Raw genomic sequence first — 12539 nt, 5'->3', positions numbered from 1 at the left:
GGAGCGAGCCTGCTCGCGAAGGTCGTTCGCGAGCAGGCTCGCTCCCACAATAGGGCTTGATCTCCAACAGAGTATCTACAGTTCAGCGGTGCGGGTTACGAACGCGAGGTTATGCCGTATTTACGCAACCGCTGGCCAATGGCGGTATGCGACGTCTGCAGCCTGGAGGCCAACTGCCGGGTCGATGGATAGGCCACGTAGTAACGCTCCAGCAAGGTTTTTTCAAAGCCTTGCACCGCCGCTTCCAGGCTGGTCACTTCTTCGCTGGCCGCCTTTTGGCCGGTCAGCTCGGTACCCGCCAGTTCCAGATCCCCACAATCAATCACATCGCCCTCGCTGGTGGCTGCCGCGCGGAAGATGACGTTTTGCAGTTGCCGAACATTGCCCGCCCAGCGATTGCCCAGCAACAGCGGATGGGTCGCCACAGCCAGTTGACAGGGCGAGCGGTGAATCTGTTCGCAGGCCTGGCGCAGAAAGTGTTCGGCCAGCAGCAGAATGTCCATGCCACGGTCGCGCAACGGTGGCACCAGCAAATTGAGGACGTTAAGACGGTAATACAGATCCTCACGGAAAGTCCCCTCCCTCACCATGCGCTCCAGGTCGCGGTGGGTCGCGCAGAGCACCCGCACATTGACCCGCACTTCGCGCTCGCCGCCGATACGTCGAAAGCAGCCGTCGCTGAGAAACCGCAGCAGCTTGGCTTGCAGGTACGGAGACATCTCCCCCACCTCATCGAGAAACACCGTGCCACGGTCGGCCAACTCCAGCAGCCCCGGTTTGCCGCCACGCTGGGCACCGGTAAAGGCCCCGGCGGCATAGCCGAACAACTCGCTTTCGGCCAGGCTCTCGGGCAGCGCTGCACAGTTCAAGGCCAGGAACGACGCATCGCGGCGGGCGCTCATGGCATGACAGGCGTGGGCCACCAGTTCCTTGCCGGTGCCGGTTTCGCCCTGGATCAGCAGCGGCGCATCCAGGCTCGCCACTTTGTGCAACCGCGTCTTGAGTTCTTCCAGCACGAGCGACTTGCCGAGCAATGCCTCCAGCCCTTCAGCCGGGTCGCGCAACAAGGACGCCAGCCGCTCGCCGATACGGCTCGGCGGATACAGGGTCAACAGCCCGCCCACCAGAACATCCCTGCCGCCGCTGATGGGCGTGGCATCGAGCAGCAGGTCGCGACCCTTGAAATTCACTTCGCACATGGGCAGGCGAAAGCCTTTATCGATCAGGGTACGGGCCAGGTCAGGGGCCGCGAACAGATTCGACAACGGCTCTCCGGTGGGGTCGCTGCCATAAAGATCCGTCAGCCCGGGGTTGGCCAGCAGCACGCAGCCGTCGGGATCCACCGCCATCACCGGGTCGCTCATGGCGGCCAGCAAGGCCTCCAGTTGCAGGCGGCGGCGCTGGCCCGGGAGGATGTCCACCAGGTCCACAGCCTGCACCCCTGCTACCCCCAGCAAGGCGTGGTGGAGTTCCTCCAGCACTTTTTGCGACAGAGTGGGTGCATCGATATAGACATTCGGCGGGCTCATCTCCACCGCGTCCAGGTTGAGATTGCGCGCGCCCAGCAGCATCAGGATTTCCTGGGTGATGCCGACGCGGTCTTTGAAGGTAACGTGAATTCGCATGGCCTGGCACTCCCTGACAGCAAACAACGAGGGGCGGCACGCCCTGTGCCGCCCCCCGGGCAGAATCAATGTCGTGAAGCGGCCATCAGTCGGTCTGGCAAGCCAGTTCCGCAGCCTCCTGCTTGTTGCGCAGCACCGTGCGATAGCCCAGGCCCAGCACCACAAACCACACCGGCACCATGTACAGCGCCTGGCGAGTGTCATCTTCCAGCGCCAGCAAAGTCAGGATAAACACGAAGAAGGTCAGGCACACCCAGACCATGAACTTGCCACCCGGCATTTTGTACTTCGAGGCACGGTGCAGGTGATCGCGCTTTTTACGATAGGCCAGGTAGGACAGCAGGATCATGGTCCACACAAACATGAACAAGGTGGCCGATACCGTGGTGATCAGGGTGAAGGCCTCCATCAGGTTGGGCACCACATAAATCACCAGCGCGCCCGCCAGCAGACAGATGCAGGAGAAGATCAGGCCATTGGACGGTACCGCACGGCTCGACAGGTTCTTGAACTTGCTCGGCGCGTCGCCATCCATTGCCAGACCGAACAGCATGCGGCTGGTGGAGAACACACCGCTGTTGGCCGAAGACGCTGCCGAGGTCAACACCACAAAATTGATGATGCCTGCGGCTGCGGGCAAACCGGCGAGCATGAACAGTTCAACGAACGGGCTTTTGTCAGCCACCACATCACGCCACGGGGTGACCGCCAGGATCGCAATCAGCGCAAACACGTAGAACATGATGATACGCAGCGGAATCGAGTTGATCGCCCGCGGCAGGTTGCGCTCCGGGTTTTTGGTCTCCGCCGCAGTGGTGCCCACCAGCTCGATGCCGACAAAGGCAAACACGGCAATCTGGAAACCGGCGAAAAAGCCCATCAGCCCATGGGGGAACATGCCGCCGTCATTCCACAGGTTGGCCAGCGATGCCGAATTGCCGGTGGGTGACTGAAACGCCGTGGTCACCATATACAGCCCGGTGCAGACCAGTGCGCAAATGGCCACGATCTTGATCATGGCAAACCAGAACTCCAGTTCGCCGAACATCTTCACCGTGATCAGGTTCAGTGACAGCAGCAACGCAACGCAGCCGATGGCAGGCAGCCATAACGGGATATCGGGGAACCAGAAATGGGTATAGCCGGAGATCGCGATCACATCGGCAATGCCGGTCACAATCCAGCAGAACCAGTAGGTCCAGCCGGTGAAGTATCCGGCCATGGGGCCCAGCAGGTCTGCGGAGAAGTCGATAAAGGATTTGTACTTGAGGTTGGACAGCAACAGCTCGCCCATGGCACGCATCACGAAAAACAACATAAAGCCGATGATCATGTAGACGAAGATGATCGAGGGACCGGCGAGGCTGATGGTCTTGCCCGAGCCCATGAACAGACCGGTACCGATGGCCCCGCCAATGGCGATCAGCTGGATATGGCGATTGGACAGGCTGCGTTGCAGCTCCGGTTCCTGGGTATCAGGTCGGTGATTTTGCATGAATCATCCTCTTTATTGTTCTTGTACGGGGTCCCTGGACCAGATAAACATCATGTTTACCCAGAGCGGACAAAGGGACATGAGCACGTTCTGTGCCAGCACCGTACAAGAGGTCAAGCGGGCCGTTTATGCGCCGTGGAGTCTGTTTGTGTGTAATGGAATCACTCCACAAATAAGCGTTTGCGGGTGGTTCATTGGAGCGCGGGTACTGTAAACCATGGTCCGACTGAAGTTGTAACGAAATCAGTACATTGGAGCGTATTCGTACCGTGGGCGGCCGAAAGTCGCTCTTATTGTGGGAGCGGGCTTACTCGCGATGGCATCACCTCAAACGACCTGCAAGACCCCGTTGCCTGTATCGCGAGCAAGCCCGCTCCCACAGAGGATGCGCCTCAAGCGCTCCTTTTCAACGGCATGCGCAATTCAACCCGCAAACCATCGGGCTGGCTGTCGAATCTCAGTTCACAGCGGCAACGCTCGACAATCGCCTGAACAATCGCCAGGCCCAGGCCGCAGCCGTTGCTGTTGCCATTGCGCCAGAAGCGCTGGGTCATGTGTTGCAGGGTTTCGGCAGGGATACCGGGGCCGTGGTCACGGACCTGGTATTTAACCTGTGAACCTTCAACGGCCACGGTCAACTCCACCCGGGTGCCCGCCGGGGTATGACGCAAGGCGTTGTCCAGCAAGTTGCGCAGCGCAGCGATGGCCAGTACCGAAGGCACTTCAAGCGCCGTGTCCGGCAGGTCGGGCGGCAGCTGCAGGCAGATACGCTCACCATCGCCAGCCGCCGCATCGTGCACCGCGAAATGCGCCACCTGTGCGGCCGAACAATTGACCCCGTCGTCAAACGACAGGCTGCCCTCGACCCGCGCCAGCAACAGCAATTGCTCCAGGGTGCGGTGCAGGCGGTCGGCACCGGCCTCGGCATGGGCCAGTGACTGTTCGCGGGCCTCGCCGTCGGTCATGCGCGCCACTTGCAGGTGGGTCTTGATCGCGGTCAGCGGGCTGCGCAGCTCGTGGGCCGCATCGCCGGTCAGGCGGCGTTCACGCTCGATGGTCTTGGCGATACGGGCAAACAGCTGATTCTGTGAGTCGAGCAGCGGTTTCAGTTCGCCGGGCAACGGTGAAATGTGCAACGGCTGCAACGAATCGGCATCACGCCGCATCAGGGCATCGCGCATGCGGTTGAGTGGCGCCAGCCCCTGGCCGATCCCCAGCCACAGCAGCAGCAAGCAGACGATCAATGCCATGCCCACCGGCACCGAGGCCGCCAGCAGCACCGACAGGTTCAAGGCCTCGCGCTCGACCTGGCGATCGGCCGTGGTGATACGCACATCGCCACGGTCCAGGGTGAAAGTGCGCCAGGTCGCGCCATCGATGACCTGATCATGAAAACCCGCCGCCTGAGATTGCATCGGCTGGTCCGGGTTGTTGTGGCTGCGGGCCAGAACCTCGCCGCGCAGCGAACTGACCTGGCAGGCCATACCGCCGGGGATAGTCAGTTGCTCGGCACTGAAATGGGTGCCCTCGCCCTTGACCGGCAATTGCGGCAGCTGCTCCAGCAACCCGGCGACCATGCGAGCCGAGGCCACCAGGCGCTGGTCGAGGGAGAACATCATCTGCTGACGCAGGTCGCTGAGCATCCAGGCCGCAGCCAGAGCCCACACCAGCACAAACGCCGAACCGATGGTCAGGCTCAGACGCAGACGCAAGCTCATCGTGCTTCGGACTCTGCGCTGTCGGCCGGGCCCAGGCGATAGCCCAGGCCACGCACGGTCTCAACGATACCGTTACCCAATTTGCGTCGCAGATGATGGATATGCACGTTCAAGGCGTTGCTTTCCAGCTCGTCGCCAAAACCGTAGATGCTGTCCTTGAGTTGCTCGCTGGACAGCACCCGTCCACGGTTGTGCAGCAAGGCTTGCAGCAGCGCCTGCTCGCGACGGGACAAGTCCACCGGCTGGCCGCCCAGAAGGGTCACGCGGCTGCTGGGGTCGTAGGTCAGGCTGCCATGTTCGATCAGGTTGACGCTGCGCCCGGCCACCCTGCGCAACAAGGTATGCAGGCGGGCAGCGAGTTCACGCAGGTCGAAGGGCTTGAGCAGGTAGTCATCGGCACCGGCCTGCAGGCCGTCCACACGGTCGGTCACCGAGTCGCGGGCGGTCAGGATCAGCACCGGCAATTCAAGGCCCTGCTGGCGCAACTGCTGCAGCAGCTTTAGACCATCTTCATCGGGCAGGCCCAGGTCGAGCACCATGACGTCGAACTCGGCAGCCTTGAGCATGGCCCGTGCTGCGGCGGCGGTACTCACATGCTCAACCGTCAGCCCCTGTGCCGTCAGCCCGGCCTTGATGCCGCTGGCAATCAGTTCGTCGTCTTCGCAAACCAGTACATGCATGCTGATACCCGCGTAAATAAGCCGATTAAAAGGTCATGGGATTAAGGCCCGATTATGCCTGGGCAAACCGTGGCTCGTGGCACTGTGCGCGGCGCGGACAGTACCTATTTATGTAACGCACTCGCACTCCAATCCATCCCTAATCTGGAGATCGCCTCGCCAACAACCTGAAGGAACTTCACATGCTGGCATCCAGTGATGAGTTTTCGTGGCTCTTCGAAGGGCTCCCCACCTACACCACACTTCATCAAAAAGGCATGCGTCTTTACGACCTTGGCGCCTTTGAACATGCCCGGCAGTTTTTGCAATTACCCGCGACGGTGGGCGATGCCGAGGCTCAGTTTGCACTGGCCAGTATCATCGAGCATAGCCCTACTGAAATCTCGTCCCAGATCACCACGCTCAGGCGACAAATTGCAGGGATAACGCAAATCAGTCTCCAGAAAGAGCATCACTGGCACCTGGTAACACAGGCCTCACAGATGATCGAAAGACTGCAGATCACCCTCAAGGCGCAGTATATGCCCCTCTACGAGGCTGCCGCGGAGCACGGCAATATTGACGCGATGCTGCGTCTGGGCGGCGATGCGTGGAACGCAAAAGTGCGCGCACAGCTCGAAAGCGGCTTGCGAGTCCATACCCCCGAAGCACTGCTGGACATGTATGCCTTGACCAGGGATCTGAACTGGCTAAAGCATTCGGCGGCATCAGGACATGCCATCGCTCAATACTTGCTGGCAACCCTCTACGATAAAAACCCAACAATGCTGGCCAGCGCCGAGGATCCCCAAGAAGTCATCTATGAACTGATCAGCAGCTCAGCCTATGGTGGATATCCTCCTGCCATGAACTGGTTTGCGAACCGCATTGAAAACCGCCGGAACTTTGCGCTTATTCAACACTGGATACTCAAGGAAGCCCAGGCCGGCAGCATCAATGCTGTCCAGCAATATGGCCTGGCCCTGACCGGCATGAACAGCGATGGCACCCATAACGATACCGTCAGCGGTTTCGAAGCCGATTACACAGGGGGGTATGCCCTGTTATGGCTGGTCAACCAGATAAAGGGCCGGGGGAGCAATCCCTATAATATCCAGGACAAACTCCATCATCTTGAGTCGGAGCTGGGCCCGGCCCAAGTCATTACCGCCAAAGAGATTGCCCATGAGTGGCGTGAGCACTACCCGCTGCTGTCCGAATTCCGCCTGCGCGCCTGCTTGCTCTAAGCCCTCAACCGGCTTGAACCTCTCGCGTATTAACACTCGGTTAATCAACGCCCGCCAAGGTGTGGCGTATCCGTACACTCCAAGGTTGGGCGCATGTCTCGTTTGTTTTTCTTTCTCCTGCTGCTGGTCGCCGGTTTTAGCCAGGCGCATGCCAGTGAAGATCCGTTTGCACAAAAGCCGGACTTCCTTCCGGTCGCCAAGGCGTTTGTGTTCAGCAGCGAAGATCTGCCCTCTGGTGAAACCCGCCTGCAGTGGAAAATAGCCGACAAGTACTATTTGTATCAAAAACGCTTCAAGTTTGACGGGCTGGATGCCGCACACACACCCGAGCTGCCAAAAGGGCTGGAACACAGCGATGAGTTTTTTGGCGCCACAGAGGTTTATCGCGACAACGTTGCGCTAGTGATTCCGGCAGGTGCCAGCGGTCAGGTCAAGGTCAGCTGGCAAGGCTGCGCCGATGCCGGCCTGTGCTATCCGCCACAAAGCCGGACCATCGATTTGGGCGGCATGCAGTCTGCCGCAGCGCAGGGTCAGGCCCAGGACCAGTCGCTGGCGGCCACCTTGCAGCAGCGCTCCCTGGGCTGGAGCCTGCTGCTGTTCTTCGGCCTGGGCCTGCTGCTGGCCTTTACGCCTTGCTCGCTGCCCATGCTGCCGATTCTGGCCGGGCTGGTGGTGGGCAGTGGCGCCACGGCCGGGCGCGGTTTTGCCGTGGCCGGCAGTTATGTGATCAGCATGGCGCTGGTGTATGCAGGGCTGGGCGTGCTGGCGGCCCTGCTCGGCGCCAACTTGCAGGCGTTGCTGCAACAACCCTGGTTGCTGGGCAGTTTTGCTGCCCTGTTCGTGGTGCTGGCACTGCCGATGTTCGGTTTTTTTGAACTGCAACTGCCTGCGGGCCTGCGTGACCGCCTGGAAAGCGCCGGGCGTGGCCGCAAGGGCGGCAGCTTGCTGGGTGCGGGTATTCTGGGCGCCCTCTCTGGCCTGCTGGTGGGCCCCTGCATGACCGCACCGCTGGCCGGTGCCCTGTTGTATATCGCGCAAAGCGGCAACGCCGTTGAAGGTGGCCTGGTGCTGTTTGTGATGGGCCTGGGCATTGGCGTGCCGTTGTTGCTGCTGGTCACCGTGGGCAGCCGTTTCCTGCCCAAGCCAGGTGCGTGGATGAACCTGATGAAAGGCCTGTTCGGCTTTTTGTTCCTGGGTACTGCGCTGCTGCTGGTACGCCCGGTCCTCGATGAATCCTTGTGGGTCGGTTTGTGGGGCGTGCTGCTGGTCGTTCTGGCGTCCAGCCTGTGGCAACAGGCACAGGCATTCCTTCGCGCCAAACCGCTGTTCCGCCCGCTCAGCCTGCTGGCCGGCCTGTGGGGCAGCCTGTTGCTGGTGGGAGCGGCCGGGGGCGGGACCGAGCTGTGGCAACCGCTGCAGGTGTATACCGCCACAACCGTGGCGGGGAGCACGACAAACTCCGCCCATGACGCCTTTATCACCCTCAAGGACCCGGCCAGCCTGGACCGCGAGCTGGCAGATGCCAAGGCAGCAGGCCAATGGGTGATGCTCGACTACTACGCCGACTGGTGCGTGTCATGCAAGGTCATGGAGAAGCAGGTATTTGCCAAACCCCAGGTGATGGATGCCCTGCAAGGCGTGCGCCTGTTGCGTCTTGACGTGACCGCCGATAATGTCGCCAGCCGCGAGCTGCTCAGCCGCTATCAAGTACCCGGCCCGCCCAGTTTTGTCTGGATCGGCCCCAATGGTGTTGAGCGGCGCGGACAACGCATCACTGGCGAAGTCAACGCCCAGACCTTTTTGAATAACTGGAACGCCACTCGGGAACTCCTCTAAATGCTGACCCTGACCATCGGTTCGTTTGCGCTGGCCATCAACCACTTGCTGCTGATACTGGCCCTTGCCCTGGCGACACTGGTGGGGTGGCGTGTGGCCAAACGCGGTGGTGAAAACCCCGAATCAGTGCTGTTCAGCCTGTTCTTACTGGGTTTGCTGAGCGCGCGCATCGGCTTTGTGCTCAGCTACTGGCGCTACTTCAAGGACGACCCGCTGCAAATTCTCGACCTGCGCGATGGCGGTTTTTTACTGTGGCCGGGGTTGGTGGCGGTACTGCTGGGTGGGCTTATCTGGGGCTGGCGCCGCGCCGGTTTGCGTCGCCCGCTGGGTTGGGGGCTGGCCAGCGGGCTGGCGTTCTGGCTGCTGGCCAGCCTGTCGTCCAGCCTTTACGAAAAAGGCACGCGCCTGCCGGAAATGGTATTGCGCAATGCCAATGGCGAGTCGGTGCAGTTGAGCAGCTATCAGGGCGGCCCGCTGGTGATCAATCTGTGGGCCACCTGGTGCCCGCCGTGCCGGCGCGAAATGCCGGTGCTGCAAAACGCCCAGCATCAACATCAAAACGTGACCTTCCTGTTCGTCAATCAGGGCGAGAGCATGCAGAGCGTCAGCACCTTCCTTGAAACCCAGGGTCTGAACCTCAGCAACGTGCTGTTCGACAGCGGCGGCCAGTTGGCACAAAAAGTCGGTTCGATGGCCCTGCCGACTACGCTGTTCTACAGCGCTGATGGTCGACTGCTGGGCAGTCATTTGGGCGAGCTGTCAAAAGCCAGTCTGGCCCGGGCCATGGAGCCTTTCAATCTGAACCATTCAATGTCGGCCCAACAGGTCGACCCTGCAAGGAATGAGCAAAAATGTTTAACCGCAAACTGCTAACCCTGGGCATGGCCTCCCTGCTGGGAGCTGCGCTCCTGCAATCGCCTGTATTGCAGGCAGAAGAGCTGCCGCCGGCGATCAAGAAGATTGAAGCCAAGGGTGCAAAAATCATTGGCAGCTTCGATGCTCCCGGCGGCTTGCGTGGCTATGCCGCCCAGTACCAGAACCGTGGCATGGCGCTGTACCTGACCCAGGACGGTAACGTTCTGGTGGGTAATTTGTATGATGCCGACGGCAAAGACCTGAGCCTGGCGCCCCTGCAAAAGCTGGTGTACGAGCCGATGGCCAAGCAGGTCTGGGGCGAAATGGAGAAGAGCAACTGGATTGCCGACGGCAAGGCGGATGCACCGCGTATCGTGTACTTGTTCAGCGACCCCAACTGCCCGTACTGCAACATGTTCTGGGAGCAGGCCCGCCCTTGGGTTGACTCGGGCAAAGTGCAATTGCGCCATATCATGGTGGGCATCATCCGCGAAGACAGCCCGGCCAAATCTGCCGCCCTGCTGGCCGCCAAGGACCCGCAGCAAGCCCTGCACGAACACGAAAAAGCCGGCAAGACCAGTAGCCTCAAGCCCCTGGCCAAAATCCCGGCTGACATTCAAGCCAAGCTCGATGCCAATGCCAAGTTGATGGAAGAGCTGGACGTGGCCGCCACCCCGGCCATTTTCTACCAGGACGCACAAGGCAACCTGCAACAGCAGCAAGGCGCGCCATCGCCGGAGAAACTGGTCCAGATCCTGGGGCCCAAGTAAAACCCGAGGGCTGCGATCGCGCTACAAAGCGTTCGCAGCCCACGCCGATGCTGGCGTGAGGCATGTCTCAGTTCACCACCTGCAGCGCTATTAATTCTATTTCTCAATTGACAATCATTATCATTAAGCCTAGCTTGTGAACAGCTGTGTAGGACGCTTCCCACGAAGAGGTCCTCACTCACTCATTCGCAGCAGGTGATCTCCATGACGGAACCAATGTCCACAGGCAAGTGCGACTCACCCCTACTTCAAGCCTTTGTTGATAACCGACTGGTCCTGGTCAAAATCGCAGCCCGCATAACGGGCTGCCGATACCGGGCTGAAGATGTGGTTCAGGATGCCTTCTTCCGTTTGCAGTCCGCGCCGCAGATCACTTCATCGTTCAAGGCACAACTGAGCTACCTGTTCCAGATCGTGCGTAACCTGGCAATTGACCACTACCGCAAGCAGGCGCTGGAGCAAAAATACTCCGGCACCGAAGAAGAAGGCATGAACGTGGTGATCCACGGCGCCTCCCCGGAAACCTCGCTGATCAATTTCTCGACTCTGGAACATATCGCGGTGGCACTCACCGAGCTGCCAAGCCGTACCCGTTATGCCTTCGAGATGTATCGCCTGCATGGCGTACAGCAAAAAGATATTGCCAAGGAACTGGGCGTATCTCCCACCCTGGTCAACTTCATGATCCGCGATGCCCTGATCCATTGCCGCGCAGTGTCGGGCACCCACGCAGATACCTACGCGCGGCGTTGATACAACCGGGCTTGCACCTTCCTACATCTCAACCACGGCAATTTTGTAAGGCGCAAAAATCGCCTTCAACTGGCCGTTGTCGCGCAGCTTTTGCAGCATTTGTGCAAACTGCTGACTCTGGATCGGTGCCTGTGGCCGTAGCAGGGCGAAGTGACGATAAGTCTGGTCGATACGCTCTGACACCATCACCTGCGCCTTGGCCTGCGGGTCGCAGCCCAGCATGTCGATCAGGTTGGAACGTGTCATCAAGGCAATATCCGCCCGCCCCCTCAAGACCATCAATAAATTGCTTTCGTGGGAATAGGTCAGGGTTGCGCCGAAGGTCTCGGTGAGAAACTTCGGCGAGGCGTTGAACCCGGCAAAGGCATAGTGATAGCCGCTGTACAGGGCGAGGCGCTTGCCCTTGAGGTCATCAAAATAGCCTTGTTCACGGTCAGGATGCTGCCGGGCAACAAACACTTCAGCGTCTTCCAGGCCCATATCAACTGCAGCATAGGAGAACGCCTGCCAGCCCCAGGCCGGGTTCTCGAACATCAGCATGTCCACCCGCCCACGCTCGAAGTCACGCACACGCCGGGCAATGGAACTGGGCACAAGGACAAAGCGGTAATCGCCTTGCAACTGGTTGAGGGCTGCAAGCAGTTGCGACAACAGGCCCGTGTCGGTGCCGCGCTCGGGACGTACGATATAAGGCGGAAAGTGCGCAGCTCCAACCCTGATTTCCTGAATCGCCCACACCGGTGCCAGCCAGCCCATTCCCAGGGTCAGCAACAGGCTGTGGGCCAATTGAATTGGCGAACACTTCAAAACCATACACACCTGACGCCGTTCATGGCTGGAACTTATTGATCGACACACGACCTGAGATCGGGCACGCACACCATTAAAGCGCATATAGACTAGCAAGCAAGGGGTCGACTGGCCCACTACAAAATAAGCACCGTGCTCAGTGTTTTAGCTACGCTCCAACTTCAACGCCGATGCTGTTAAAGGAAGCTGCACATGCCTCACTGGCTGGTAATTGACCTGGAAGCCACTACCGATGATGGCGGCTGGCCCCTGGAGGAAATGGAAGTGATCGAAATCGGCGCCAGCGTGGTCACCCGCGCAGGTCGTGAGGTGGATCATTTTCAGCGATTTATTCGCCCGCAACGTCGTCCGCTGTTGACCCCGTTCTGTCGGCAACTGACCCGCATCACCCAGGCCAAGATTGATGCCGCTGCATCGATGCCTTTGGTTTGGGAGCAATTTGAACGCTGGCTCGGCCAGCACCTGCCCAAGCTTGAAGGCTGGGCCAGCTGGGGCGAGTACGACCGAAAACAACTGGAACAGGAATGGCAGCACAAACAACTGCACAGCGCCCTGCAGCAATTGCCGCATATGAACCTCAAGCAGCAATTTGCCAGGGCCCGCCAGTTAAAGCAGCCGCTGGGCCTGAACAGCGCGTTGCAACTGGCCGGAATGCAATTCAATGGTCAACAGCACCGGGCCCTGGAAGATGCCCGTAATACTGCGCGTTTATTGCCCCTGGTGCTCAAGGGGTGACGGCCATAAAAGGGCGTGACGGGATAAAACCGCTTC

11 protein-coding genes are annotated in these 12539 nt (G+C 59.9%); 6 read left to right on the top strand and 5 right to left on the bottom strand.

Features of this window, described 5'->3' with window-relative positions:
- Positions 1 to 95: 95 nt before the first annotated feature.
- From ACP7BE_RS00700 to ACP7BE_RS00685, 4 genes are all read right to left on the bottom strand, one after another.
- Positions 96 to 1625 (bottom strand): sigma-54-dependent transcriptional regulator, encoded by a 1530-nt coding sequence (locus ACP7BE_RS00700; protein WP_095002732.1) that lies wholly within the window; start codon positions 1623 to 1625, stop codon positions 96 to 98.
- Between the two features lie 85 nt (positions 1626 to 1710).
- Positions 1711 to 3120: a D-serine/D-alanine/glycine transporter gene (cycA, locus tag ACP7BE_RS00695; RefSeq protein ID WP_095018976.1), complete on the bottom strand. Its 1410-nt coding sequence runs from the start codon at positions 3118 to 3120 to the stop codon at positions 1711 to 1713.
- Between the two features lie 392 nt (positions 3121 to 3512).
- On the bottom strand, positions 3513 to 4838 hold the full coding sequence (locus ACP7BE_RS00690) for an ATP-binding protein (RefSeq protein ID WP_095002734.1): 1326 nt from the start codon (positions 4836 to 4838) through the stop codon (positions 3513 to 3515).
- A complete protein-coding gene (locus tag ACP7BE_RS00685; protein ID WP_095002735.1) occupies positions 4835 to 5518 on the bottom strand; it encodes a response regulator in 684 nt (227 codons plus the stop codon). Before ACP7BE_RS00685 ends, ACP7BE_RS00690 begins: the two co-directional genes overlap by 4 nt.
- 182 nt (positions 5519 to 5700) lie before the next feature.
- Here ACP7BE_RS00685 and ACP7BE_RS00680 point away from each other — a divergent pair, with 182 nt between their 5' ends.
- The 5 genes from ACP7BE_RS00680 (at position 5701) to ACP7BE_RS00660 (ending at position 10958) form a co-directional block, all read left to right on the top strand.
- Positions 5701 to 6744: a hypothetical protein gene (locus ACP7BE_RS00680; protein WP_426104267.1), complete on the top strand. Its 1044-nt coding sequence runs from the start codon at positions 5701 to 5703 to the stop codon at positions 6742 to 6744.
- A 93-nt stretch (positions 6745 to 6837) separates the two neighbouring features.
- A complete protein-coding gene (gene dsbD / locus ACP7BE_RS00675; RefSeq protein WP_095002737.1) occupies positions 6838 to 8580 on the top strand; it encodes a protein-disulfide reductase DsbD in 1743 nt (580 codons plus the stop codon).
- Positions 8581 to 9453 (top strand): TlpA disulfide reductase family protein, encoded by an 873-nt coding sequence (locus ACP7BE_RS00670; protein ID WP_095002738.1) that lies wholly within the window; start codon positions 8581 to 8583, stop codon positions 9451 to 9453.
- On the top strand, positions 9432 to 10205 hold the full coding sequence (dsbG, locus tag ACP7BE_RS00665) for a thiol:disulfide interchange protein DsbG (RefSeq protein ID WP_426104264.1): 774 nt from the start codon (positions 9432 to 9434) through the stop codon (positions 10203 to 10205). The genes ACP7BE_RS00670 and dsbG overlap by 22 nt, the downstream gene beginning before the upstream one ends.
- Positions 10206 to 10409: 204 nt before the next feature.
- The gene (locus tag ACP7BE_RS00660) at positions 10410 to 10958 is read left to right on the top strand and encodes an RNA polymerase factor sigma-70 (RefSeq protein WP_095002740.1); all 549 of its coding nucleotides are present in this window, start codon (positions 10410 to 10412) and stop codon (positions 10956 to 10958) included.
- A gap of 21 nt (positions 10959 to 10979) precedes the next feature.
- Here the strand turns inward: ACP7BE_RS00660 and ACP7BE_RS00655 are convergent, their stop codons facing one another.
- Positions 10980 to 11771, bottom strand: coding sequence for a substrate-binding periplasmic protein (locus tag ACP7BE_RS00655; RefSeq protein WP_095018980.1), 792 nt, complete (start codon positions 11769 to 11771; stop codon positions 10980 to 10982).
- Between the two features lie 189 nt (positions 11772 to 11960).
- Here ACP7BE_RS00655 and ACP7BE_RS00650 point away from each other — a divergent pair, with 189 nt between their 5' ends.
- Positions 11961 to 12503 carry an exonuclease domain-containing protein gene (locus tag ACP7BE_RS00650; RefSeq protein ID WP_095018981.1) on the top strand — a complete coding sequence of 181 codons (543 nt, stop codon included), beginning with the start codon at positions 11961 to 11963 and terminating at the stop codon, positions 12501 to 12503.
- The last annotated feature ends 36 nt before the right edge of the window (positions 12504 to 12539 follow it).

Origin of the sequence: Pseudomonas sp. TWR1-1-3 (assembly GCF_049896805.1) — a bacterium.
In the GTDB taxonomy this organism is placed as follows: Bacteria; Pseudomonadota; Gammaproteobacteria; order Pseudomonadales; family Pseudomonadaceae; genus Aquipseudomonas; species Aquipseudomonas bubulae.
The sequence above is the reverse complement of the archived record's forward strand: the minus strand, read 5'-3'. Positions and strand labels throughout refer to the sequence as shown.